General features: G+C 65.8%; 22 protein-coding genes. 6 read left to right on the forward strand and 16 right to left on the reverse strand.

The genetic code is table 11. The features are described 5' to 3' along the window. Window positions 1–18 precede the first annotated feature (18 nt). From IV454_RS01885 to IV454_RS01930, 10 genes are all read right to left on the reverse strand, one after another. Window positions 19–1,539: an ATP-binding response regulator gene (locus tag IV454_RS01885; RefSeq protein WP_229522002.1), complete on the reverse strand. Its 1,521-nt coding sequence runs from the start codon at window positions 1,537–1,539 to the stop codon at window positions 19–21. A gap of 17 nt (window positions 1,540–1,556) precedes the next feature. After that, window positions 1,557–2,939, reverse strand: a complete 1,383-nt coding sequence (locus IV454_RS01890; protein ID WP_206089959.1) for an ATP-binding protein — start codon at window positions 2,937–2,939, stop codon at window positions 1,557–1,559. Beyond that, window positions 2,939–3,922 carry an ATP-binding protein gene (locus IV454_RS01895; RefSeq protein WP_307730204.1) on the reverse strand — a complete coding sequence of 328 codons (984 nt, stop codon included), beginning with the start codon at window positions 3,920–3,922 and terminating at the stop codon, window positions 2,939–2,941. Before IV454_RS01895 ends, IV454_RS01890 begins: the two co-directional genes overlap by 1 nt. 29 nt (window positions 3,923–3,951) lie before the next feature. Next, window positions 3,952–4,365: an anti-sigma regulatory factor gene (locus IV454_RS01900; protein WP_229522004.1), complete on the reverse strand. Its 414-nt coding sequence runs from the start codon at window positions 4,363–4,365 to the stop codon at window positions 3,952–3,954. Window positions 4,366–4,393: 28 nt separating this feature from the next. After that, window positions 4,394–4,750, reverse strand: coding sequence for an STAS domain-containing protein (locus tag IV454_RS01905; RefSeq protein ID WP_054264335.1), 357 nt, complete (start codon window positions 4,748–4,750; stop codon window positions 4,394–4,396). A 3-nt stretch (window positions 4,751–4,753) separates the two neighbouring features. Further along, window positions 4,754–5,620, reverse strand: coding sequence for an STAS domain-containing protein (locus tag IV454_RS01910; protein WP_206089963.1), 867 nt, complete (start codon window positions 5,618–5,620; stop codon window positions 4,754–4,756). A gap of 614 nt (window positions 5,621–6,234) precedes the next feature. After that, window positions 6,235–7,965, reverse strand: coding sequence for a methyl-accepting chemotaxis protein (locus tag IV454_RS01915; protein ID WP_206089965.1), 1,731 nt, complete (start codon window positions 7,963–7,965; stop codon window positions 6,235–6,237). Between the two features lie 114 nt (window positions 7,966–8,079). Beyond that, a complete protein-coding gene (locus tag IV454_RS01920) occupies window positions 8,080–8,601 on the reverse strand; it encodes a GNAT family N-acetyltransferase (RefSeq protein WP_206089967.1) in 522 nt (173 codons plus the stop codon). Then, on the reverse strand, window positions 8,598–9,170 hold the full coding sequence (locus tag IV454_RS01925; protein WP_307730205.1) for a GNAT family N-acetyltransferase: 573 nt from the start codon (window positions 9,168–9,170) through the stop codon (window positions 8,598–8,600). The genes IV454_RS01920 and IV454_RS01925 overlap by 4 nt, the downstream gene beginning before the upstream one ends. A 95-nt stretch (window positions 9,171–9,265) precedes the next feature. Continuing rightward, a complete protein-coding gene (locus IV454_RS01930) occupies window positions 9,266–10,543 on the reverse strand; it encodes an amidohydrolase family protein (RefSeq protein WP_206089968.1) in 1,278 nt (425 codons plus the stop codon). A gap of 224 nt (window positions 10,544–10,767) precedes the next feature. Here IV454_RS01930 and IV454_RS01935 point away from each other — a divergent pair, with 224 nt between their 5' ends. The 3 genes from IV454_RS01935 to IV454_RS01945 all read left to right on the forward strand — a co-directional run bounded on the left by IV454_RS01935 (window position 10,768) and on the right by IV454_RS01945 (window position 15,170). Further along, on the forward strand, window positions 10,768–11,502 hold the full coding sequence (locus IV454_RS01935) for a phasin family protein (protein WP_206089970.1): 735 nt from the start codon (window positions 10,768–10,770) through the stop codon (window positions 11,500–11,502). A 142-nt stretch (window positions 11,503–11,644) separates the two neighbouring features. Beyond that, the gene (locus tag IV454_RS01940; RefSeq protein ID WP_206089971.1) at window positions 11,645–13,396 is read left to right on the forward strand and encodes an ABC transporter ATP-binding protein; all 1,752 of its coding nucleotides are present in this window, start codon (window positions 11,645–11,647) and stop codon (window positions 13,394–13,396) included. Beyond that, entirely contained in the window at window positions 13,386–15,170 is a 1,785-nt protein-coding gene (locus tag IV454_RS01945; protein ID WP_229522006.1) for an ABC transporter ATP-binding protein, read from the forward strand. The genes IV454_RS01940 and IV454_RS01945 overlap by 11 nt, the downstream gene beginning before the upstream one ends. Here IV454_RS01945 and IV454_RS01950 read toward each other — a convergent pair. Both IV454_RS01950 and IV454_RS01955 read right to left on the reverse strand, forming a co-directional pair. Continuing rightward, window positions 15,167–16,726, reverse strand: coding sequence for an ABC transporter permease (locus IV454_RS01950; RefSeq protein ID WP_206089972.1), 1,560 nt, complete (start codon window positions 16,724–16,726; stop codon window positions 15,167–15,169). The two genes, IV454_RS01945 and IV454_RS01950, sit on opposite strands and share 4 nt — an antisense overlap. Next, on the reverse strand, window positions 16,723–17,589 hold the full coding sequence (locus IV454_RS01955; RefSeq protein WP_206089973.1) for an ABC transporter ATP-binding protein: 867 nt from the start codon (window positions 17,587–17,589) through the stop codon (window positions 16,723–16,725). The genes IV454_RS01950 and IV454_RS01955 overlap by 4 nt, the downstream gene beginning before the upstream one ends. Before the next feature lie 289 nt (window positions 17,590–17,878). Here IV454_RS01955 and IV454_RS01960 point away from each other — a divergent pair, with 289 nt between their 5' ends. After that, window positions 17,879–19,966: a tetratricopeptide repeat-containing diguanylate cyclase gene (locus IV454_RS01960; RefSeq protein ID WP_206089974.1), complete on the forward strand. Its 2,088-nt coding sequence runs from the start codon at window positions 17,879–17,881 to the stop codon at window positions 19,964–19,966. A 1-nt stretch (window position 19,967) separates the two neighbouring features. Further along, a complete protein-coding gene (locus IV454_RS01965; RefSeq protein WP_206089975.1) occupies window positions 19,968–20,771 on the forward strand; it encodes a hypothetical protein in 804 nt (267 codons plus the stop codon). Window positions 20,772–20,864: 93 nt separating this feature from the next. Here the strand turns inward: IV454_RS01965 and IV454_RS01970 are convergent, their stop codons facing one another. The 4 genes from IV454_RS01970 to IV454_RS01985 form a co-directional block, all read right to left on the reverse strand. Beyond that, entirely contained in the window at window positions 20,865–21,098 is a 234-nt protein-coding gene (locus IV454_RS01970) for a hypothetical protein (RefSeq protein ID WP_206089976.1), read from the reverse strand. 136 nt (window positions 21,099–21,234) lie between these two features. Continuing rightward, window positions 21,235–22,494 carry a hypothetical protein gene (locus IV454_RS01975; protein WP_206089977.1) on the reverse strand — a complete coding sequence of 420 codons (1,260 nt, stop codon included), beginning with the start codon at window positions 22,492–22,494 and terminating at the stop codon, window positions 21,235–21,237. Further along, window positions 22,449–22,862, reverse strand: a complete 414-nt coding sequence (locus tag IV454_RS01980; protein WP_206089978.1) for a hypothetical protein — start codon at window positions 22,860–22,862, stop codon at window positions 22,449–22,451. The genes IV454_RS01975 and IV454_RS01980 overlap by 46 nt, the downstream gene beginning before the upstream one ends. Before the next feature lie 51 nt (window positions 22,863–22,913). Then, window positions 22,914–23,246 carry a hypothetical protein gene (locus IV454_RS01985; protein ID WP_206089979.1) on the reverse strand — a complete coding sequence of 111 codons (333 nt, stop codon included), beginning with the start codon at window positions 23,244–23,246 and terminating at the stop codon, window positions 22,914–22,916. Window positions 23,247–23,365: 119 nt separating this feature from the next. On the opposite strand from IV454_RS01985, the gene IV454_RS01990 reads away from it, so the two are divergent. Next, entirely contained in the window at window positions 23,366–25,633 is a 2,268-nt protein-coding gene (locus tag IV454_RS01990) for a molybdopterin-dependent oxidoreductase (protein WP_206089980.1), read from the forward strand. Window positions 25,634–25,645 lie beyond the last annotated feature (12 nt).

Consider the following 25,645-nt stretch of genomic DNA (forward strand, 5'->3'; position numbering starts at 1 on the left):
GCAAGGCGGGGCTCACGATCAGCGCTTGCGGCGCTGCAGGTCGAGCGAGGTGACCTTGGCGAAATCGATCGGCTTGACGATATGGTCGTCGAAGCCGGCCTCCATCGCCTCCTCGCGGTCGCGCGCCTGGCCGTAGCCGGTCAGGGCCACCAGCACCGCGTCGTCCATGCCGGCCAGCTTGCGCATTTTGGTCGCCACCTGGTAGCCGCTCATGTCGGGCAAGCCGATATCGAGGAACACGTAGGCCGGCCTGAACTCGGCCGCGCGGTCGAGCGCCTGCTGTCCGCTGTACGCCACCTTCACATCGTGTCCGCTGATGCCGAGCAGTTCGGCCAGCATGTCGGCCGCATCGACGTTATCGTCCACCACCAGGATGCGCGCGGCGGCGGCATTGTCCGCGCCCGGTGCCGCCACGTCATTGGCGCCGCTGCCCAAGGCATCGATCGGCAGGCGCACCTCGAAGATGCTGCCCTGGCCCACCCCGGCGCTGAAGGCGCTGACCGTCCCGTGGTGCAGCGAGACGAGCGTGCGCACCAGGGACAGGCCGATGCCCAGGCCATCCTGCACCCGGTCCGGCGTGAAGCCGTCCTGGGCGAACAGGTCGAAAATGTAATCGAGCTTGGCGGCGTCGATGCCGATGCCGTTGTCCGCAATGCGGATCAGGATTTCCATCCCGCTCACGTCGGCCGAGAGCTTGACGACGCCGCCCGGCGGCGTGAACTTGAAAGCATTGTGCAGCAGGTTGCCGACGATTTGCGCAAGGCGCACATGGTCGCCGCTGAGCCACACCTCGTGCGCCGGCATCGTCACTTCCAGGCGCTGGTTGCGGCTCTCGGCGATGTGCGTCACCGACTCGCGCGCGCTGCCGATAAAGGTCTGCAGCTCCACCCGCTCTTCGTGCAACGTGATCTTGCCCTGCGAAATACGGGCCACATCGAGCAGGTCTTCCACCAGCCGCACCAGGTGGCCGGTATGGCGCAGGATGGTCTGGCGCGCCTTGTCCTGGCGCTCAGGCACGTGCGGGTCGAGGCGGCACAGCAGCTCGACCGCGTTGCGGATCGGCCCCAGGGGATTGCGCAGTTCATGCGCCAGGGTGGCCAGAAATTCATCCTTGCGGCGGTCGACATCGCGCAGTTCGCGTTCGACCTTGCCCAGCCGCAGCAGCGCCTTGACATTGGCCACCAGTTCTTCCGGCTCGATCGGCTCGAACAGGTAATTATCGGCGCCGCCTTCGAGCGCCCTGATCTTGTCGGCCACGCCGATGTACGACGCCGACGTTTGCAGCACCAGCACGGCGCGCGTGTCGGGGTCGGACTTGAGCAGGCGGCACACCTCGAAACCGTTAATGTCGGGCAGTTTGACGTCGAGCAGAACCAGGTCCGGCTTGTCTTCGCGCGCGCGCAGCAGGGCCGAGTTGCCGTCGGCGGCCTCGATCACCGTGAAACCGGCACGCGTGAGGATGCGCGACTTGGCGTAGCGCGCCCCCTCGCTGTCGTCGACGTTGAGGATCAGGGAATCGGCAAATGGCATGGACTGCATGGTGGACCTCGATCCGGTTAATGGGAATACGGCAGTACAGCGGCGTCGCCTTCCTCTGCCGTGTAGGTGAGCGGGATCGACACCCAGAATACGGAACCGGCGCCCGGCTTGCTGTCGACGCCTACCGACCCGCCCAGCAGGCCGGCCAGCTTGCGGCACAGCGGCAAGCCCAGGCCCGTACCCTTCACGCGCGTTTGCAGGCGGTTTTCGATCTGACTGAATTCCTCGAAAATGAGCGCTTGGTCCGAGACGGCAATCCCCAGCCCGGTATCGGACACGCTAAAGCGCATCATACCCTGCTCCGGCAAAAGCGCCGCCCGGACCGTGATGTCGCCCCGTTCCGTATACTTGATCGCATTCGATATGAAATTGCGCAGGATCTGCGACAGCTTGCCCTGGTCGCTGTGCAGCGCCAGCTCCGCTTGCGGTTCCTGGAACGTCAGCGCCAGCTCCGGGCTGTGCAGCAAGGGGCGCAGCAGACCGCGCAGGGTGCTGAACATGTCGGCCACCAAAAAGCGCTCGGCCCGCACATCGACCTTGCCCGCTTCGATCTTGGCCAGGTCGAGCAGGTCGTCGACCATCTCGTTCATGGCGACCGTGCCCTGCAAAATATAGTTGACCTGCTTTTCCTGCTCGCCCGACAGCTCGCCGTCGGCGCGCGCCAGCAGCAGCTTGGCCAGCGCCCGGATGGAACTGAGCGGCGTGCGGAATTCATGGCTCATGTTCGACAGGAAGCGCGACTTTATCTGGTCGGCGCGGCGCAGGTGCTCGGCCTTCTCGTCGAGCTCCGCGTACAGTACCTTGACGGCGCGGTTGTTCTCTTCGAGTTCGCGGGTGAGCTGCAGCAGCTCTTCCTGGCGCGCCTTGAGTTCATCGAGGGTGCCGAGCAGTTCCTGGTTTTGCTGCTGTACTTCGCCCAGCATCGAATCGGGCGCCAGCGCGTTGAGGTGCGCGCACATGTCGCCCACCATGCGCGCCGTCATGCGCGGCGCATCGCCGGCGAAGCGCTTTTGCAGCACGATCCGCGTACCGCTGTCGCGCGCCGTGCTGATGTCGCAACGGTCCATCAGGCGGCGCGCACCCAGAATGCCCAGGCCCATGCCGGTCGACGACTGATAGCGCCCGGACAGCACCAGATCCAGGTCGGCGATGCCGGGGCCCTGGTCGTCGATGCGGATCTGCAGGGATTGCACGCCGTCGTCATCCTCGATCGAAAACTCGACCTTGCCGCCGTGCGCGTAATTGAAGACGTTACGCGCCAGCTCGGACACCGAGGTGGCGATGCGTACCTGGTCCTGCATGGCGAAGCCGCACAGCACCGCGATCTCGCGCGCGCGCTGGCGGGCCCCGACCACATCGAGCTCGGTGCCGATCGCAATCTTGAGTATCCGCAGCGACATTAGCGGCGCTCCCGCTCGCGGATCACCAGCACGCTGGCATCGTCGCGCTGGCGCGCGAAATCGCGGTACAGCACCGCCGCGATCAGACCCGGATGGCGGAACACCAGGCCCGGATAGGCATCGAGGTCCCAGCGCGTTCCCAGGCCGTCGGAATGCATGATCAAGGTGGCGCCGCTCGCCCAGGGATGGGCAAATGTCTGCACCTTGCGCAGATTGCTGCCGACGATGCCATTGTGCGACATGAGGTGGCGGCGCGCGCCGCCATCGAAAATGCAGCCGGCGATATTGCCGATGCCGGCGAACGTAAGCTCGCCCGCGTCGCAATCGATCGCCGCCACGGCCACCGCGGCGCCGCGGGTGCCGTGCAGCGCGCCATGCGCCAGCTGCATCAGTTCGGAGACATCCACGGCGGGACGTTCGGCCACCAGCGCGACCGCCGCCTCGGATGCGACAGCCGCTTGCGGGCCGTGGCCCAGGCCATCGGCCATGCCGACCGTCAGGCCCCAGTTGGCCAAGCCGAAGTCCCAGGCATCGCCGCACACGTCCTCGCCCGGCATCGGCAGGCACACCGCGCCCACTTCCCAGTCCTGAACCGGAACGCCGGCGGCGCCACTCCAGACGGTCATCCACAGCACCGTGCCCAGGCCCTCGGCCGAATAAATATCGAATTCCGGCGCCAGGCGGCCGATCGCGCCCAGTCCCACGCCGTAGGTACCGGCGGTCGAATTGCCGTCTTCCATGCGCAGCGCCACATTGGCCATGCCGGGACCGCGATCGAGCGCGATCACTTCCACGCCGGCGCGCTCGCCCGCGTGCAGCGCGCGCAGCAGAATCTCGCCTTCGCGCGCATGCTTGACGATATTGGTGGCCGCCTCGGTAATCACGATGGCCAGCTGGCCGGCACGCGTTTCGTCGAAGCCCAGCTGGCGCGCCAGGGTGTTGCCGGCGCGGCGGGCCGATGCGATTTCGCTTAATTCGCCCACGTGAAACGCCGTTTGCCTGCCTGACCTGTTCAAAACAACTTCCATTTCGCGATGGTGACGGTGGTGCCCTTGCCTGGCACGCTGTCGAGGATAAAATCGTCGGCAAGGCGGCGCGCGCCGGACAGGCCCAGGCCCATGCCGCCGCCGCTGGTGTAGCCATCGGTCAGGGCCAGTTCGATGTCGGCGATGCCCGGGCCCTCGTCGATGAAGCTGACCTTGACGCCGCGCTTGCCGCCGCACTCGACCAGTTCGAGTTCGGCGCGTCCGCCGCCGCCATAGCGCAAGGTGTTGCGCGCCAGTTCGCTGGCCGCGGTGACCATCTTGGTTTGTTCGATCAGGGAGAACTTGAGCGCGACCATTTCATCGCGTACCAGCTTGCGCAGGCGGACCACATCTTCATCGGTGACCAGGGGGGCGCGAACCAGGCCATCGGCGGCACTCACGGGACACCCTGCCGTTGAAGCGCGGCGGTCATTCCCGTTCCTGCTCAAGCAGGGCCAGGCCGCGTTCCACATTGAGGGCGGTGCTGACGCCGTCGAGCGTCAGGCCCAGTTCGACCAGCGTAATCGCCACGGCTGGCTGCATCCCCACCAGCACCGTGCGGGCGTCGAGAATCCGGGCCATGGCGGCCGTGTGGCTGATCATGCGGCCGATGAAGGAGTCGACGATGTCGAGCGCCGAGATATCGATCAGCACACCCGTGGCGCGGTCCTTGACGATGCGCTCGGTCAGGTCGTCCTGCAGGGTCATGGCCAGGCGGTCGTGCATGTCGACCTGGATCGTCACCAGCAGCAGACGGCCCATTTTCAGGATGGGGATGCGTTCCATGGACTAGCGCGCGTTCTGCGGATGGGTGATGGTCGAACCGGTGCGCTTGAGCGCCACCACGAAGGCGTCCGCCAGGGTGGCCTTGGTGACCACGTCTTCCAGGTTCACGCCGAGATGGACGATGGTCTGGGCGATCTGCGGGCGGATGCCGCTGATGATGCAGTCGGCGCCCATCAGGCGCGCGGCGGCGATGGTCTTGAGCAGATGCTGGGCCACCAGGGTGTCGACGGTGGGCACGCCGGTGATGTCGATGATGGCGATCGAAGCGCCGGTATCGACGATTTTTTGCAGCAGGTTCTCCATCACCACCTGGGTGCGGGCGCTGTCGAGGGTACCGATCAGCGGCAGGGCCAGCACGCCGTCCCACAGCTGCACGACCGGCGTGGACAACTCCAGCAATTCCTGCTGCTGGCGCAGGATGACCTGCTCGCGCGCCTTCTGGTACACCTCGATGGTAAACAGGCCGAGGCGGTCGAACAGCGCGCTGGTGGAGGCGGTTTCCTCGACCAGCTGGATCGGATTGTCGGCCAGGGCGGTGCGCAGGTAAGCGAACAGCGGCTCTTTCAGCGCGAAGATGAAGCTGGCGGTTTCGATCGACGAAAAGCCCTGGCGCACGCGCGCCTGCGAGATTTCGGTCAGCATGTGGCGCGTGTCATCCCAAGCCGCGCTTTCGATATCGTTGGTGGCGCCGCGTTCGAGGGCCTGCACCAGCATGGGCAGGAAACGGGTCGCCTGCTGGCGCAGTTCGGCCTCGGCGTTCTTGTCGCGCCGGATCATGCGTGTCATCAGTCCCGACAGCCATACTTCCAGCAGCTCATTTTCAAATTTCGTGATAATTAACGCTAACTGCGGGCTTTTGTCGGTGCTCATTGGATCCTTTGAGGGATAGTGCGGCTGATAATGGGAAGCAATACATGGACCGGTCCCGGCCACGGCGATATTGTTGACATTATATAGGCAGTCGACAACCGCCCGTACACAATTGGTACGAGCTCCAGCACCAAAATCCGCGGCTACCGCGCCCCATCGGCCCCCCCTGGAAAGCAATTACCCAACCGGGGTCTGACCTCTGATTCGCAACCGGGGTCTGACCTCTGATTCGGATTCGCAACCGGGGTCTGACCTCTGATTCGAAACATTTCCTTATCGGGGTCAGAGCTCTGGCTCGAAATATTTCAAGGAAAAAAGTGGAAGTGAGGGGGCATGCTGCAAAACCGGACCGGCGCCGGCTTTCCGAGCGATATGTTGCGAGTCAAAGCTCTGACCCCAATGTAGAAATATTTCGAATCAGAGGTCAGACCCCGAATGACACGAGCGATATGTTGCGAGTCAAAGCTCTGACCCCAATGTAGAAATATTTCGAATCAGAGGTCAGACCCCGAATGACACAATGAAGAAATATTTCGAATCAGAGGTCAGACCCCGAATGAGAAATGTTTCAAGTCAGAGCTCTGACCCCGGTTGGGAAATGTTGTGAAAGGGATTTAGAATTCTTCCCAGTCGCTTTCGCCGGCCGGTACCGGGCGCCCCGCGGACGGCTTGCTCGCGGACAGGCGGGGCGCCGGTGCCGCCGGGCGCGTTGCCGGGCGCGCGGCCGGCACGGCCCGCCGCACCGCGCGCACCGCCGGCGCCGCCGCCAGGTGCCGGTCGCTGATTTTGAATACACTGACCGCTTCGGCCAGGCTGGCCGCCTGCTGCTTCATCGCTTCCGCCGCCGCCGCCGCTTGCTCAACCAGTGCCGCGTTTTGCTGTGTGACGGCATCCATTTGGCCGATGGCATCGTTGATCTGGTCGATCCCCACGTTCTGCTCGCCGCTGGCAACGGCAATCTCGGCAATGATCGCCGTCACCCGTTGCACGCTGGCCACCACTTCTTCCATCGTGGTGCCCGCCTGTCCGACCAGCTTGCTGCCGATGTCGACCTTGTCGACCGAGTCGCCGATCAGGGTCTTGATTTCCTTCGCCGCCGCCGCCGAGCGCTGCGCCAGATTGCGCACTTCGGAGGCGACCACGGCAAAGCCGCGCCCCTGCTCGCCCGCCCGCGCCGCTTCCACGGCGGCATTCAAGGCCAGAATATTGGTCTGGAAGGCAATGCCATCGATCACGCCGATGATATCGACAATTTTCTTGGACGAGTCGTTGATCGAACCCATGGTGTGGATCACTTGCGCCACTGCGTCGCCCCCGCGCACCGCCACCACCGAGGCGTCGCTGGCCAGCTTGCTCGCCTGACTGGCATTCTCGCCATTCTGCTTGACGGTTGAGGTCAGCTCTTCCATGGCCGAGGCGGTTTCTTCAAGGGAGCTGGCCTGCTCTTCAGTGCGCGCCGACAAGTCCTGGTTGCCATCGGCAATTTCGCTCGACGCCGCCGCAATCGCATCGGTGCCGGCGCGCACCTTGCCGACGATCTCGGCCAGGTTGTCGTGCATCTCCTTGAGCGACTTGAGCAAGGTGCCGATTTCGTCGTTGCCGCGCGCCACGATCAAGGTCGACAGATCGCCGCTGGCCACCGTGCGCGCGATATTGACCGCTTCGTTGAGCGGCCCGGTGATGCTGCGCACCAGCCACATCATGATGACGGCCCCGACCGCCACCGTGACCAGCACGATCATCAGCAGCTTGAGGGTCACGGCGCGTTCGACGGCGGCCTGCTCCTTGGCCATGGCGACCGTCAATGCGCGCGATTCGGTGCCAATGAAGCTGACAATGGCGTCGATCTTCTGGGTCGGCTCGCGGTCCATGCCCTTGACCAGGTGATCGACGGCTTTGTAGCTCTCTGCATTGGCGCCATCGAATTTTTGTAGCGCGCCCAGGTAGTTCTTGCCCAGGTCGTCGGTGGCCTTGATGGCCTCGTCGACCAGCGGCGTGCGCAGTCCCAATTCCCCGAGGATGGTATTCACCTTGCCCAGTTCGGCGCGGGTGGACTCGCCGCTCTTGCGGAACGAGGCCGTGTATTTTTCCAGCTGGGCAGGATCGGTGCCGCGCAGCAGGATATTCTTCCATTCCTGCACCTGGATCTTGAATTCGACCTGGGCACTGCGCGCCATGTCGACCGCATCGGTCAGTTTGGCGGCGCGCTGCATGGCCAGCGCACTCTGGGCGTTGGCGCTGGACAGGGCCGACCAGGCGCCCAGGCCGACCAGTAGAAAAGCGGCAAAAAAGAAAGCGCCGAGCGCACCGAGGCGCACGGCAATTCGGAGGTTGGCGAGTTTCATGGGCTCTCTCGGTATAGTTGCGTTAACGTCTGTAAAGACGCCTGCTGTGCAAGCTCATCATGAACCCGGGTAAGAGAAAAAGAAATACGTTTCAGTTAACTCGCAACAAGTATTTCAGGCAGTTGCACACAGTTCCATCGCATACAGCCGGGTACCCGTATCGTCCGGTGCAAGGTGGACAATCTTTTCGAAGCGCAGGCCGAGTTTTTCGAGCAGGGCGTGCGAGGCGGCGTTGCGTGGCGAGGCAATCGCCAGCAGGCGCGCCAGGCCGAGCGTGGCGCGCGCGTAGGCGAGCACACCGACGGCCGCTTCCAGCGCATAGCCTTGGCCGCGCCAGGCCGGCAGGAAGGCATAGCCGATGTCGACCTCGGCCAGGGTGTCGCGCTTGATCAGGCCGCACATGCCGATCGCCTCCCCGCTCTCCCTGAGCGCCACCAGCCAGATCGCATGCCCGAGCGCTTCCTGCATCTTCACCGGGCCGTTCTCGATGTGCAGGCGCGCCTCGTCCAGGGTGCGGATGCCGCGGTCGCCGATGTTGGCGATGAAGTCGGGATCGTTGACCAGCTCCAGGTAGAACGGCGCATCGGCCGCTTCCACGGTGCGCAGCGCCAGGCGCGAGGTAGCGAGGATATTCATCGGCACGCCGGCGCCGGCCAGGCGGCCGGATCGGTCAGCAGCTGGTACATCACGTAGGCGTCCACATAGCCCAGGCGCGCATGGAGGAACGACTTGGGCAGGGTGCCGACAATCTCGAAGCCCAGCTTTTTCCACAGCGCGACGGCGGCCCGGTTGCTGCTGATGACGTAGTTGAACTGCATCGCCAGATAGCCCTGGCGGCGCGCTTCGGCCAGGCTGTGGCGGCCGAGCAGGGTGCCCACGCCGGCCCCCTGCGCCGCCGGGCTGACCATGTACGAGGCATTGGCCACATGCGCGCCAAGGTCCATCTGGTTCGGTACCAGCTTGTACATGCCCAGCACGCGCTGGTCGGCGTCGACGGCGACGAAGCTGGTCGAGCGCGGATTGAACCAGTAGTCGGCGCAGGCTGCCCTGGACGTGCCAGGCGCGAAGGGATAGGATTCGCCGGCCTCGATGACAGCGTCGAAAATGGTCCACATCCCGTCCATGTCGCTAGCTGCGGCTGGACGGACCCGGATACTGGTCTGGGTCTGGATCTCGGTCTGATTCTGGATCTGCTGCTGGCTCACGCACCCCTCCCGGTTGAACGTCGCGCCTTGTTCATTTTTCGACAAGGTTGATCGGTGCCGAGTGTAGCATCGATGGCGCCCCGCCCGTCAAGCCATCAGCGCATCCCGAGGCGGAAATCGGTGGCGCCCGCGCGCCCCGGCAGGTTCAGGGTGGCGCGCGCGCGCGGCGCTTCGCTCACCACCACGCCGCGCCGGATCACCATGCGCCGCGCCGCGCGCAGGCGGATCGCTTCGACCGTGCTGGCCGCGTCCAGCAGCACCAGGTCGGCGTGGCAGCGCGGCGCGATGCCGTAGCCTTCCAGCCCGAGGATGCGGGCCGGAACCTCGGTCACCGCCAGGAAGCACTGGTGCATCGCCTCCTGCCCCGTCATCTGCGCCACGTGCAGGCCCATATGCGCCACTTCCAGCATGTCGGCCGAGCCGAGGCTGTACCACGGGTCCATCACGCAATCGTGGCCGAAGGCGACGTCCACGCCGGCGCCGATCAGCTCCGGCACGCGCGTCATGCCGCGCCGCTTGGGATAGGTGTCGTGGCGCCCCTGCAGGGTGATGTTAATGAGCGGGTTGGCAATCGCCGCCACGCCAGCCTCGCGGATCAGCGGCAGCAGCTTGCTGACGTAGTAGTTGTCCATCGAGTGCATCGACGTCAGGTGCGAGCCGGCCACCCTGCCCTGCATGCCGAGGCGCTGGGTTTCGAAGGCCAGGGTTTCGATATGGCGCGACATGGGGTCGTCCGATTCGTCGCAGTGCATGTCCACCCGCAGTCCCTGCGCGGCCGCGTATTCGCACAGCAGGCGCACCGAGGCCGCGCCGTCGCTCATGGTGCGCTCGAAATGGGGAATCCCGCCCACCACGTCCACCCCCATGCCAATGGCGCGCTTGAGGTTTTCAAAAGCGCTGGCGCTGCGCAAAATCCCATCCTGCGGAAACGCGACCAGTTGCAGGTCCAGATAGGGAGCCACCCGGCGCCGCACTTCCAGCAGCGCTTCCACCGCCAGCAGGCGGTCGTCGCAAATGTCGACGTGCGAGCGGATCGCCAGCAAACCGCGCGCGACCGCCCAGTCGCAGTACTGCATGGCGCGTTCGACCAGCGCATCCTGGGTCAGGCCCGGTTTCAGTTCGCCCCACAGCGCGATCCCTTCGAGCAGGGTGCCGCTGCGGTTCACCCGCGGCAGGCCGTAGCTGAGCGTGGCATCCATGTGGAAGTGGGCGTCGACGAACGGCGGCGTCACCAGGTCGCCGCCGGCGTCGATCTCGCGCGCGCCCTGCACGGCCAGGCGCGGGCCGACGGCGGCAATGCGCCCGCCCTCGATCGCGATATCAATCTGGAGGCGCCCGTCGGGCAGGCTGGCGTTGCGGATAACGAGATCCATCGATGGCTCCTGGGAAAAGGCTATGTCGCCCGATTGTAGCGAGTTCGGCCGGAGTTGGGTCGGGCGGACGTGGGTTTGTCATGCCGCTGTCATGCCAATCGGATAAATGCTGCGATGCAAGATATTTTCGTGAGCACGGTTGAAAAATTGCTTTTCAAGGCAGGCAATCATGGATAGACTTAGCAATATTGCAGCGCGTCATAAAACACTTCCAAGGAACCCAGATGAGTAACCTTCCAGAACAGTTTTCCGCAGCACGCAAAGCCCAGCTCGAAGCGCAGTTCGACGCTTTCCGCCATTTTTCCGGCAAGGCGGTCGAAAATACCGAAAAGCTGATTGCCCTGAACCTGCGCACCACCCGCGCCAGTGTTGAAAAATCCACCGCCGCCTTCCAGCAGTTGCTGGCCGCCAAGGACCCGGGCGACCTGCTGGCGCTGACCGCGCACAGCCGCGAGAGCTTCAACACCATTCTCGACTACAGCCGCGCCCTGTTCGGCATCGCCGGCAGCGTGAGCGCCGAGGCCGCCAAGGCGTCGGCCCTGTCCGCGCCCGCCGTGGCGCGCGCGTCCGCCAACGATGAAGCGCACGGCGACGACGGGCACTACGACGAACAAGCCGCCGGCGACAAGGTCGAAGCCGCCGGCAGCGATGCCCCGGCCGAACCCGACACGGACGATGAGCCGATCATCGTCAGCATGAACCCCATCGGCGAATCCGCCCCCGACCCGCTGCCGCTGGCCGACGCCACCCCGATCGCGCGCGCGATCGCCGGCATCGGCGCCGGCGCCTCGCAGGACGCGCCAGCGGCCGCGCCCCTGGCCGCCGACGACGCGATCCAGATCGACGTCTCCGGCATCAGGCCGATCGACACAACGCCGCCGCCGGCTCCGCATTCGGGCAGGCCGGTCATGGGCAAACCGGCCGATGCGTCCGGATCGAAAGGCGCGCGCAAGAAATAAGGCACGGCGGTAGGCACCGCGGTAGGCACGGCGGTAGGCACGGCGGCGGATACGGCCGGCCTCTGCGCCAAGTTGCCAAAAGTAGTAAATTAACGGGCTTCGGCCCGTTTGTTTCGTCTGGGCGCAACTTGCAAGGAACGTAATGAGTTTATCGAAGCTCGTCGGCAGCTTTGTGCGCCGCCATTGGCGCTCCTATATATCCTCGGCCTTCATGCTGGCCGGCGTGGCCGCGCTGACGGTCTGGATTCCACGCAAAATCGGCGCCCTGATCGACGGCCTGGCCGCGCACAGCCTCGGCCCCCACGACCTGTTGCGCGGACTGCTGCAACTGCTCGCCATGGGCGTGGCCATTTACCTGCTGCGGGTCGGCTGGCGCCTGCGCCTGTTCGCTGCGGCCTACCAGCTCGGGGTCGAACTGCGCACACGCTTCTACGCGCGCCTGTCGGCCCAGGGGCCGGCCTTCTACCAGAAGCAGCGCACCGGCGACCTGATGGCGCTGGCCACCAACGATATCGACGCCATCGAAATGGCGGCCGGCGAAGCCATGCTGGCCGGTTTCGACGGCAGCCTGACCCTGGTCATGGTGCTGGGGATCATGACCTTGGGCGTCGACTGGCGCCTGGCCTGCATCGCCCTGCTGCCCTTTCCGTTCATGGCGTTCGCGTTCTGGCGCATCTCCACCCATATCCACATGGCGGCGAGCGACTCGCTCAAGCGCTTCTCCAGCCTGAACGACCATGTACAGGAAGCCCTGTCTGGCGTGCGCACCCTGCGCGCGTTGGGGCTGGAGCAGCGCAGCGCGGCGCAGTTCAGCGAACTGGCCGCGCACGCGGCCGACGCCAGCCTGCGCGCCCAGAAATGGGAAGCGGCCTACGAGCCGGCCGTGGGACTCACCCTCACCGCCGCCAGCGCGCTCACGCTCGGCCTGGGCGGCTACCTGGTATGGCACAACCAGCTGACCATCGGCGCGCTGACCAGCTTCACCATGTACCTGGGCCAGTTGATCTGGCCGATGTTCGCGGCCGGCTGGGTGCTCTCGCTGATCGAACGCGGACGCGCGGCGCTGGCGCGCGTGCAGCCCCTGCTCGACACGCCCCTGAGCGTGGACGACCATGGCCAGGTGGCCGAGCTGGCCCCGGGCGCCTTGGTGCTCGACCATGTCGGCTACACCTACACCGGGCAAACCGTGCCGGCGCTGGCGGACGTCTCGTGCCAGGTCGCGCCCGGCCAGACCCTGGGCCTGGTGGGGCCGACCGGTTCCGGCAAGTCGACCCTGCTGCGCGTGCTGCTGCGCCAGGCCACGCCGCAGACCGGCCAGGCCAGCTGGGGCGGGCGGGCGCTGGCGGACTACACCCTGGCGACCTTGCGCGCGGCGATCAGCTGGGTGCCGCAGGAATCGTTCCTGTTCTCGGCCACCATCGCCGAGAACATCGCCCTGGCGCGCCCGGACGCCACGCGCGCGCAGATCGAGCACGCAGCCCACATGGCCGCCATCCACGACGACATCCTGCGCTTCCCGCAGGGCTACGACACGCCGGTGGGCGAACGCGGCATCACCTTGTCGGGCGGCCAGCGCCAGCGCGTGGCGATTGCCCGCTCGCTGCTGGCCGACAGCACCCTGCTGCTGCTCGACGACGCCCTGTCGGCGGTCGATACCGGCACCGAAACGCGCATCCTCGAACACCTGGAAGAACTGCGGCGCGCGCGGCCCGAACGCAGCGTGATCATCGCCAGCCACCGGCTGTCGGCCGTGGTCAACGCCGACTTCATCGTGGTGCTGCGCGACGGCCGCATCACCGAGTCGGGCACCCACGACGCCCTGCTCGAACGCGACGGCTGGTACGCCAGCCAGTGGCGCTATCAACAACTGGAGGCCAGCCTCGATGCACTCTGATACCACTCCCAAGCCGATGCGCGCGCAGGCCGCGCAAGCCATTAGCCTGCTGCGCCGCGCCGCCCATCCCGACCGCCGCCACCTGCTCTGGGCCACCCTGTGGCTGATCCTCGCGGCCGGCCTGGAAGTGATCGGCCCGATCCTCGGCAAGGCCCTGATCGACGAACACCTGCTGCCGCGCCACCTGGATTTTCCGCGCATGGCCATGCTTCTCGGCGCCATGCTGGTGAGCGGCTGGATCGCCAGCTGGCTGCGCTACCTGCAACTGGTGCGCCTGTCGGGCCTCGCCATGCGCTCGGTGCAGCGCCTGCGCGAATGGGTGTTCGGCCACGTGCTGCGCTTGCCGATGGCGTTTTTCGACCGCGCCATCACCGGCCAGCTGATCAGCCGCGTGACCAATGATACCGAAGCCGTCAAGACCTTGTACATCCAGGTGCTGTTCGTGATCCTCGACAGCAGCATCGTGCTGGTCGGGACCATGATCGCCATGGCCTGGCTGGACTGGCGCCTGATGCTGATCGTGCTGGCCCTGGTGCCGGCGGTGGTGGTCATCGTGTTCGTCTACCAGCGCCTGTCGGCGCCGGCGGTGACGCGCGCGCGTGCCCTGCGCAGCGACATCAACGGCCAGATCGCCGAATCGATCGGCGGCATGAGCGTGCTGCAGGCGAATAATGCGCAAGAGCGTTTCGGCGCGCGCTTCGCCGCCACCAATCAGTCGCACTACAAGGCACGCCTGGCCGAGCTGCGCGCCAACGCGTTCCTGCTGCGCCCCGCGCTCGACCTGCTCAATGTGATCCTGCTGGCGGTGGTGATCTACAGCTTCGGGCAGCGCGACATGAACGCGGTCGAAGTCGGCGTGCTGTACGCCTTCATCAGCTACATCGCGCGCGTGATCGAGCCGATGATCCAGATCACCATGCAGTTCAGCGGCCTGCAGCAGGCCGTGGTGGCCACCGCGCGTGTCTCGGCCCTGCTCGACGAAGCGGGCGCACCGGAACATGCGCCCGGGCGCGCGGCCCCCACGGAGCATGCCGCGCCCAACGCGCCGGCGGTACGCATCCGCGACCTGACGTTCGGCTATGCGCCAGGCCAGGATGTGCTGCATGAGTTGAACCTGGACGTGCCGCAGGGCGCCTTTTTCGGCATCGTCGGCCACACCGGCAGCGGAAAATCGACCCTGTTGTCGCTGCTGCTGCGCTACTACCCGTCACGCCCGGGCTGCATCGAGATCAGCGGCCAGCCGCTGGCGGCGATCGACAACGAGCGTTTCCGCGCCGAGGTGGGACTGGTGCCGCAAGACCCGTTCCTGCTGGCGGCGTCCGCGCGCGAGAACATCGACATGGGGCGCGGCCTGTCGCAGGACGCCATCGAAACGGCGGCGCGCGCGGCGCATGCCCACGACTTCATCGCCGCGCTGGAAGATGGCTACGACACCTCGCTCGGCGAAGGCGGCTCGCGCCTGTCGACCGGCCAGAAGCAGCTCATCGCGATCGCGCGCGCGCTGGCCGGCAAGCCACGCATCCTGCTGCTCGACGAAGCGACCTCGCACATCGACAGCGCCACCGAGCAGGTGGTGCAGGAAGCGCTCAACGAACTGCGCGGACGGGTGACCATCATCGCCATCGCGCACCGCCTCTCGACCATCCGCGAGGCCGACCGCATCGTGGTGCTCAATCACGGGCGCATCTCGGAAGCCGGTTCGCACGATGAATTGATGCTGGTCGACGGCGGCCTGTATCAGCGCCTGTACCTGTTGCAGCAGTTGGCTGTCTAACGCTGCGGGCGGCTGGCATTCCACAGGTAGCCGCCCGCCAGTGCCAGCACACCCACCAGCGCGTACATGCCGAGCGAACGCAGGTTGGCCGCGCCGTTGAAACCGACGGCATCGAGCATCGGCGCCCTGCTCGCATTGAGCGCCACGTAAAGCCCGAACAGGAACAGCGACAAAAACAGGCGCGCGCTGCGGCTGCATCGGCCGAACAGGCTGGCCAGCGCCGCCAGGCAGGCCACGCCGGTCAGCAACGCCAGCGCGCGCACTGGCTGCGCCAGCGACCAGCGCAGCGCGACCGGACCCATGAACATCAGCCCGAGCAGCACGCTGGCCGCATACTGGCGCAGGTAGCGCCGCGCCACGCCGCCGCTGACCACACCGGTCAGGTCCTCGGTGTCGGCGGCAAAGTCGCGCGTGCTCATGTCGCTCACCAGGATGCCCCAGAACGCCACCCCGGCCATCAACACCGCCGGCAGCGCCGCAGCCGGCACCAGCAAGGCAGCCCCCGCGCACAGCAGCACCGCCAGCAGCGCGGACGGGTCGATGAGGAACGTGAGGGCGATGTCGGCCAGCACCTGGCCGGCCACGCCGGGCAGGCGCGCGGCAAGTCCCAGCAGCGGCGCGGCCAGCGCGGCCAGGGGACGCAGGGCGGCGTTGAGCAGCGCCAGCGGCGAGCGGCGCACGCGCGCGCGGCCCGGCTTGACCCGGTCCGGCGAATAGCGGTGGAACAGCGGCCACGCGGCCAGCAGCGGCAGCAGCGCGATCAGGCTTGAAGCGCCGCGCAGCGCCATCATGCGCGCACTCCACAGCAGCGAGGGCAAAGTCACCGGCGCCACGGCCGGATCGAACTTGCTGGAACCGATGGAAAAATCGGCGCCGCTGACAAAACCCTGGACCGCCGCCACCGTCGCCGCCAGTCCCGAAAAATCGAACACCATCAACGCTGGCAATTCGCTGCTCCCGGCCTGCGTCATCAGCGCCAGCTGCGCCACCCACAGCACGAAGAACAGCAGGTCACCGCCCTTGCCCATCAGCGGCGCCCAGCTGTCGAACAGGATGGCGCAGCTGGCCGCGAAAAACACCATCGGCAGCAGCAACAGCGCATAGGTTTGCAGGTAGACCAGCGGCTCGATCGGGCCGTCGCCGCGCAGCGCGTGCAGCACCAGCATGGTGAGCATGAAGGCGGCCACCAGCGCGCCCAGATACGCCACGCAGCCCAGCCAGCGCCCCGCCAGGAACACGCCGCTGGCGACCGGGCTGGCGCCGATCACGCCGCCGATCCCGCTGCGCACATCTTCGCTCATGCGCCCGCGCACCAGGTAAAAACCGCCCAGGCCGAACAGCAGCGCGCCCAGGGTGGCGCTGCCCAGGGCCAGCGCGGAACTGGTGTAGAGCACGCGCGCCTTGTTAAATACCAGCAGCGCCTCGCCGCCGGCCGGATCGGCGATCATGGCCCAGCTCAGCGCCACCACCACCAGCAGCGCGACCATGGTGGAGAGGCGCCGCATGCGCAGGCGCACTTCGGCCAGCGCCAGGGCCCTCAGGACGTGCCCGTTCATGCGGCTTCCTTGAGCGCATGGCGTTGCGCCATCAGCGCTTCTTCCAGGGTCGGTTCGGCCACGCGCGCGCCCTCGCAGGGCGAGGCGCCGTGCACGATGCGCAGCGCCACATGGTCGCCCTCGCGCTGCGCATGCAGCACATTGACCCGCGTGCGCAACTGTTCGTATTCGGCCGCGCCGACATTGGCCGACCAGATGCGCCCACGCGCCCGGTCGAGGATCGTGCGCGGCGTTTCGCAGGCGATCAGTTTGCCGGCGTCCATGGTGGCCAGCTGGCCGGCGATGCTCTCGACGTCGGACACGATGTGGGTCGACATGATCACCAGCTTGGCAAATCCGAGTTCGCCGAGCAGGTTGCGAAAGCGCAGGCGCTCTTCCGGATCGAGGCCGGCGGTCGGCTCGTCGACGATCAGGATGTCGGGGTCGTTCAGCAAGGCCTGGGCGATACCGAGGCGGCGCCGCATCCCGCCCGAGAACGAGGCCGCCGGCCGCCTGGCCTGCTCGTGCAGGTTGACCAGTTCGAGCAGATAGCGGATGCGGGCCGGGTCGCGCACGCCCTTGAGGGCGGCGAAATACTGCATGAATTCGAGCGCGGACAGGTTCGGATAGACCCCGAAATCCTGCGGCAGGTAGCCGAGCCGGCGCCGGATCTCCTGCGGCCTCGTGACGATATCGACGCCGTCGAACAGGATTTGGCCGCTGCTCGGGCGCGTGAGGGTGGCGATCATCTGCATCAGGGTGGTCTTGCCGGCCCCATTGTGGCCGATCAGCCCGACCACGCCGCGCTCGAGCGCCAGGCTCACGCCGTCCACCGCGCGCACATCCTTGCCAACTATTTTGACCACATTGCACAGCTCAAGCATTGTATTTCCTGACATTATTGATGGGCTTGCAGGAAATATAAGGGATGCGAACGGCAGCGGGGAGCAAATGCGACAGGCGGCAAAATCGGCGTCCTCAAGCGCCGCATCGGCGTCGTATGGGACCAACACTTCCATGCCAAAGCGGCATCGAAACGCACATGCCTGCCACAAAAATGTGCATTTAGAGGCACAATCTGAATGCAATTTGGACTTTCCCGACTGCAACACGAATATAATTGGCTGCAGTTTTCCGGTCCGGAAAGCATCGGTTTTCACATTAAGGGACGTGATGTCAGGTTTATCAGACACCTCGCATGGCCGCAAGGTCCGCGTGCTGCTGGCATCGCTATGGCTGGGGTCGTGCCTCGCGCACGCCCAGCATCCGGTACTCGATGCGCGCCTGGTCGAGATCCGCGAGATGAACCGCTACGTCCCGCCCAAGGCGCTCGCCGCGCTGCGCCAGATCGAGAGCGAGGCGCGCGCCGCCCCCGTGCGCACCAAGGCCGACTTCCTGGTCCAGCTTTGCCTGGCCCTGCGCGGCATGAACAAGGTGCCGGAAGCACTGGCCGCGGCCGAGGAACTGATCGCCTTCGGGCGCGACAAAAAAGACAATGTGGTCAGCGCCAAGGGCTTGCTGACCAAGGCTTACGTGGTCTCGCGCATGGACCAGCTGGCCCTGTCGCACCAGTTGGCCTGGGAAGGCGAAAAAATCGCCAACACCACCGACGACCTGGCGCTGAGGGTGCAGGCGGCCATCACCTCGGGCCAGGCCTATTCGGAAGACGGCAATTTTCCGGCCGCGATGGCCAAGATGCAGACCGCGCTGACCCTGGCGCGCCAGTACGGCCAGCCGATTCCCAAGGTCCAGGCGCTCAACGCGCTGGCCTTCCTGTACGGTCAGTTGAATGAACACGACAAGGGCTTCGAGGCGCTCGACGAAGCAACCGCGCTGGCCGAGCAGACCCATTCGCCGGGGCGCCTGGCGTCGCTCAAGGATACCGAATACGGCCTGGCGGTCGAGACCAACCAGCCGCAGCGCGGCCTGCGCGCCCTGCTCGCGGGGCTCGCGTACGAGCGCCAGATCGGCGCCGAGGCGATGATCGCCGGCACCCTGGTGAACCTGTCGGACAGTTACCTCAAGCAGCGCGATTACGCGCGCACCCTCAGCTACGCGACCCAGGCCTTGCAGGCGGCGCGCCAACTGAACGACGACAGCACCGCGGCGACCGCGCACCTGAACCTGGGCCAGGCGCATCTCGGCCTGGGCAGCCTGGCCGAGGGCAAGCGCCATTTCGAACTGGGCCTGGCGTGGTACGAAAAAGTCGGCGACAAGCCGGAACTGCAGGAAGTGCTGGTGGAATACGGCGCCGCGCTCGAACGCGCCGGCGACATGGCGGGTGCGGTCAAGGCCTACCACCGCGAGCGGACGCTGTCGAACGAGTTGTTTGAAAAACGGCGCCAGAAAGCCACCCTGGAGCTGCAGGAAAAATACGAGACCGAAAAGAAGCAGCGCCAGATCGAACTGTTAAGCCGGGAAAACCAGCTCAAGTCGACCGAAATCGACAACCGCCGCCTGCAGCAGCGCGTGTGGTGGCTGCTGGCGGTGGTGTTCGCGCTGGCCGCGCTGGTGGTCGGCATCCTGTACCGCAAGGTACGCCATGCGAATGCCCAGCTCAAGGTGAAGAACCTGGAACTGAAGCAGCAAAGTTCGCGCGATCCGCTGACCGGCTTGTACAACCGGCGCCACTTCCAGGAATTCATGCGCAGCCACCTGCAGGTGGAAAAGCGCGGCGCCGGCACCTCGGGCGAGGAAATCGTGGGCGCCCTGTTCCTGCTCGACGTCGACCACTTCAAGCACGTCAACGACAGCCATGGCCACGCCGCCGGCGATGTCGTGCTCAAAATGATCGCCGAAAGCCTGCGCGAGATCCTGCGCGAGACCGACATGATCGTGCGCTGGGGCGGCGAGGAATTCCTCGCCTTCCTGCCGGCCATTCCGCGCAGCGGCGTCGAGGAAATCGCGCGCCGGCTGCTGACCGGCATCTCGAACCAGAGCATCGACTACCAGGGCAAGAAGCTGTCGGTGAACGTCTCGATCGGCTTCGCGCCCTTCCCGCTGGTGCCGGGCACGCATGCGCTGCCGTGGGAGCGCGCCGTCAACCTGGTCGACATGGCGCTCTACCTGGCCAAGGCGCACGGGCGCAACCGCGCCTACGGCGTGCGCGGTTTCGCCAACTTCGAGCAGACCTCGATGGAAGACATCGAGCAGGACCTCGAACGCGCCTGGGGCGCCGGCTACGTCGACATGTCGATCGTGCTGGGCACCTGGCCGGAATCCAAGAACGCACCCGCGCCGCCCAAGCTGACCATCGTCTGACATGCCTCACTCGCCTCCCTGTTTTTCCCGGCTGGGCCTGAGCGAGGACGCCGACGCCCGCGCAGTGCGGCGCGCCTACGCGCGCGAACTCAAACAGATCGACCAGGAACGCGACGCGGCCGGCTTCCAGCGCCTGCGCGAGGCCTACGACATGGCGCTGGCGTGGTGCGCGCAGGCGGCCGAACCGCGCATGCCGGCACAAGCCGGCAGCGCCATGCATCCGCTGCCGCCCGACCTGGAACGCGGTGACCCGCAGCACCTGTGCGACCTGGCCATCGCGCAGTTCGGCGCGGCGCTGCCGCGCCTGACGCAGGCGCACCTGGCCGGCGACGACGCCTCGTGGCGGCGCGAGCTGCAGCGCATCCTCGACGACGAAGCCATGGTCAACGTCTGCGCGCGCTCCCTGTTCGAGGAAGTCATGACGCACCTGCTGGCCGCGGGCTGGAAGCCGGGCCATGAAACCTTGCTGCCGGTGGCGGCCAGCCTGTTCGGCTGGGCCGGCGACAGAAGCCGGCTGCTGCGCTTCGGGGAAGCCGGCGTGCTGGTCGACCACGCGGTGGCCGAACTGGCGCTGTTCAACGCCCAGGGCCACCCGGCGCTGGCACGACGGCGCCGGGTGCTGGCACGCCTGCGCGAGCCGGCGCGGCCCGGCATCGATCAACTGATGCAGGACATGCCGTGGCTGGACCAGATGCTGGAGCGCTTTCCGAACATGGTGGCGCTGGTGGTGAGCCTGGACGCGGTCGACGACTGGCGCGCCATGGCCGTGCGCGCCCCGCTGCAGCCGGCGCGCGGCCACGGCTAGGGGCGCTCGGCGGAACGATATGCGATCGGTCAAATCGCCGCGAGATCCGAAAAAAAACGGCCAGCGGCCGTTTTTTTACGAGTATGACGATGATCAGGCTGCAGCCAGAGGGACCTCGACAGGGTCTTTATTTTCCGCGCTCACGCGCCGTACGATCTTGCCATTGCCGGTCGGCACACGCTTCACCGTCACAAATACCCCAGGCTTCAAGTCCATGCCATGTTTTTCCGCGCTAGCGCGCAAGCTCGCGTTCACAAGCTCGGCAAGGCCCAACTCTTCCTCCAGCAAGCCTCTATTGCCAATATTGAAATTAAATTTTGCTTTCATGATCGCCCTAGCTTATACCCACGGGGGCACATTATCAAGAAATACGGGAACAATTGTGCGCAAAACCAGCTGACGGGCGAGTTCCCTGTCCGACCGCAAATCCAAGGTACTCTGGTGCTTTTTTTCGATTGCAAGGTCAGCAGAACGCCGCCGCCCGCTCGGGCAAGCCGATTTCCTGGGTCTTGCCGCCGGCCTCGCGCCACAGTCCGATCGATCGAATCGGACGGGACTGGTGCCAGTTGGAGCGGTCCACCAGGCCGGCGCACGTCAGGGTCAGCACGGCCGACCCTGGGTCATCGGCCAGGACCGTCGCGTATTGGCCCGGCCAACGCACAGCCAGCTGGGGGCCATCCATCAGCAGCGCCACCACCAGATTGGGCCCGACCGCCCTGACAGCGGACATCGCGGGGTCGGAACGGGCGAGGTCTTCGCAGATAAGGGTGACGAACGACATTTCCTTGCGCAATCCGAAAAACGGCAAGATGCGCTTGCTGACATCGATGTCCTCCCACCATTTGTCATTGTCGTGACTGCGGTCGAAGTCCAGGGCGTAACTATCGGCCTGGGTCCGATTGAGGCGCCACCGGTGATGCTTGTTCTGCACGAACGGTGCGGCGTCTTGCTGCTCCTGATCGATCACGAAGGTGCACGCCTGATTGAAGGTTTTTCCGTCTTCCTCGTGGATTGCCCCCGCAATCACAAACTCGATTCCCGAGTCCGACAATTCCCGCACCAGCTCCTGGACCACCGCGCGGCTCAGCGCACATTCAGGCAACACGATACCGTGCGGTTTTTTACCAGTCTGCCTTTCCGCCTGCTCGATGAGCGGCCGCACGAATTGCCGGGCCAGCTGCTCCCCAGTCAACGGTCCGCACGCCGTATTCAAGCAGTGCTGGTCCAAACCGAAGTAGGCGGGCCAAAAATGCTTTCCTCCCAACTCGGCACGCGGTGTATTCAGGACGAAACTCTGGCTCGGTACGTGGAAAGGGAAGGGGATCAGCAAAAGACGGATATCGTAGGGATCGGAGGGCTTGACCTGGCCCTCCTCCAGATAACGTCCGGCAGCCAAATTCCACGATGTGCGGACCACATGCGACGGCGGCAGCAGTGCCAGATAATGGCTCAGTGAGCGGATAGTGCAACCGACGGATGCGGTAATCGATTTCGGCAGCACGACCACCGCTTCCGGGGACACCTTGCTGCATAGGGAATGCGGTAAATGCAGGTCGATTTCGGCCCATCCACCCATACGCATCAGAAGCATGTGGGAAAAACTGGTCGACACAGGATTGTCCTCGTCGTCACCCCAGCCCATTCCTCTGCATGCCTCGTCGGCGATGGCGAACAATCTCAACAGGCAGCTGGCCGCGGCAGGGTCGGACTCGACACGCGCCACCGATGTTTCCCGTGAACCTGCACCAATTCATTCCATAAGCTCATTACCTTGGCCGGCGGCACCAGCGGGTCCTCGCTCCAGGCGTTCACGAGGATTGCCAGCGCGTCCAGTGCTGCGCGGTGCCCGAGAACTTTACCCTCGTCGAGCGTGCCCCTGTTTGCCCTGACATCGCCGCGGTCGGGACTGGCGAGCGTATAGCAAGCTGACTCTTCTATGATCCGCCCCACCACGGCAAACAGATCGGGGGGCCAGGTCGGGCACGTCAATCCTGCCTGGGAGACCAGGGGGCCTGCTCCGGACGCCCTCAGCGAGGTGAACGCGTCGCAGCCATCAGGTAGCATGTGTTCAAGAAGCTCAAGGATTGTCATCGGTTCCGTCCCAGACGCAGACGACGCCGCCGGCACGCACCATTGTCGCGCTTATTTGCGCGCCGCTTCCTGGATTTTTTCGCCCGCCTGTTCCACCTTCTTGCCGACATTCTCGGTGGCCTGGCTCAAGCCCTTGCTGGCATCCTCGGTCGCCTCGTTGATCTTGTCGCCGGTGGCCTTGGCCGCGTCGGTGATCTTCTTGCCCGCCTCTTCGGCCTTGTCGACGTTGGCCTTGAGATTGTCGCCGACCGTGTCGCCGGCCTTGTCGAGTTTGGCGCCGGCTTTTTGCGCCGGTCCCATGCCCTGCTCGTCCTTGTGGCAGCCTGCCAGCGCGGCCAGCGCAACGGCCAGCGTTGCGCAGCCGATGAGCGATGTGATTTTCATGATTTCCCCTACGGTTGTTGTTGCTCAATAGCATACACCCGCGCCCGACATTCCGGTTGACAGTTGGGCACGAAGTGCACACAATCGCACGACCGTTCGATTTTTTGGAAAGCGCTCCCATGACCTTGTCCACCACCCCGCCTACCGCCGTGCCTACCGCCGTGCCTACCGCCGTGCCCACTACCAGCGCGCACCGCATTTGCCCGTTTTGCGAAGCCTGCTGCGGGCTTGAACTCGACCTCGAACAGAACAAGGTGGTGCGCATCCGTGGCGATACGAATGACGTGTTCTCGCACGGTTTCCTGTGTCCCAAGGCGATCGGCCTGAAAGACCTGCATGACGACCCGGATCGCCTGCGCACGCCGCTCATCAAGCGTAACGGCGTGTTCGAGCCGGCCACCTGGGATGAAGCCTACGCCGAAATCGAGACGCGCCTGCCGCCCGTCATCGCCGCCGGCGGCGCCAATGCGGTGGCCACCGTGCTGGGCAACCCGGTCTCCCACAAAATGAGCCTGATGCTGTACTTCCCGCGCCTGGCCAAGGCCCTCGGCACGCGCAATATGTACTCGGCGTCGAGCGTCGACCAGGTTCCAAAAATGCTGTCGGTCGGCCTGATGTTCGGCAGCTGGCTGTCGGTGCCGGTGCCCGACATCGAGCGCTGCGACTTTCTGCTGATATTGGGCGCCAATCCGATGGTCTCGAACGGCAGCCTGTGGACCGTGCCGGACTTTCGCGGCAAGGCCAAGGCCCTGCGCGCGCGCGGCGGCCAGCTGGTGGTGGTCGATCCGCGCCGCACCGAAACGGCCGACGTGGCCGACGCCCATCACTTCATCCGGCCCGGCGCCGACGTCTTCTTCCTGCTCGGCATCGCGCACGCGCTGTTCGACGAAAACCTGGTGCGCCTGGGGCGCCTGGCCGAGCACACCGTGGGCCTGGAACAGGTACGGGCCGCGGTGCGCGAGTACGCGCCGGAACTGGTGGCAGCGCGCTGCGGCATCGACGCGGCCACCATGCGCCAGCTCGCGCGCAGCCTGGCAAACACGCCGCGCGCGGCTATCTACGGCCGCATCGGCACCTGCACCCAGCAGTTCGGGACCCTGTGTTCGTGGCTGATCGACGTCATCAACGTGCTGACCGGGCACCTCGATGAAGAAGGCGGCGCCATGTTTCCGAAAGCGGCCGCCTTTGCCGCCAATACGCGCGGCGCGCCGGGCATCGGGCGCGGCGTGGCCACCGGGCGTTTTCGTTCGCGCGTCTCGGGCGCGGCCGAAGTGTCGGGCGAGCTGCCGGTGACTTGCCTGGCCGAGGAAATCGACACCCCCGGCCCCGGCCAGATCCGCGCCCTCATTGCGATTGCCGCCAATCCGGTGCTGTCGGCACCGAACGGGGCGCGCCTGTCCAAAGCACTCGACCAGCTCGACTTCATGGTCAGCCTCGATATCTACCTCAACGAAACCTCGCGCCACGCCGACGTGATCCTGCCTGGTGTCTCGCCGCTGGAAGACGCGCACTACGACGTCAGCTTCACCCAGTTCTCGCACCGTAACCACGCGCGTTTCAGCGCCCCCGTCCTGGCGCGCGCCGGCGACCAGCCGGACGAGTGGCAAAGCATGCTGCGCATCGCCGCCATCGCCAAAGGACTCGGGGCAAAAGCCGACATCGACTCTCTCGACGACGAACTGCTGCAGGAAGACGTGGCGCGTGCCGCCGGGCCGGCCGCCCCCGCGCTGCTGGCGGCCCTGGGCAGCCAGCGCGGCGCCGAACGCATGCTCGACCTGGCGCTGCGCAGCGGCCCGTACGGCGACCAGTTCGGCAAAAACCCGGACGGGCTGACCCTGGCGCGCCTGAAAGCGGCCCCCTCGGGCATCGATCTGGGGCCGATGGGCAGCCGCATTCCGGAAGCGCTGCGCACGCCCTCGGGCAAGATCGAACTGGCGCCGCAGGCGCTGCTCGACGACCTGGCGCGCGCCGCCGCCGATTTGCAGGCCCAAGCGCCGGACCTGGTCATCGTGGGCCGGCGCCAGCTACGCTCGAACAACAGCTGGATGCACAATCTGCCGGTGCTGGCCAAGGGCGCCTACCGCTGCACGGCGCTGGTCCATCCCATCGACGCCGGGCGGCTTGGCCTGGTCGACGGCGCCATGGCGCAGATCCGCAATGGCGAGCGCATGATCGAAGTACAGGTGGAGATCTCGGCGCAGATGATGCCTGGTGTGGTCAGCCTGCCGCATGGCTGGGGCCACAACCTGGAAGGCACGCAAATGCGGGTGGCGTCCGAGCGGCCGGGCGTGAACCTCAATGCCCTGCTGGACGAAAATCTGCGCGATCCCCTGTCGGGCAACGCAGTGCTGTCGGGAATAGCGATCCGGATGCAGCCGGTGGCCTGATCCGGCCTCGGT

It is taken from the genome of Massilia antarctica (genome assembly GCF_015689335.1).
GTDB lineage: Bacteria > Pseudomonadota > Gammaproteobacteria > Burkholderiales > Burkholderiaceae_D > Telluria_A > Telluria_A antarctica.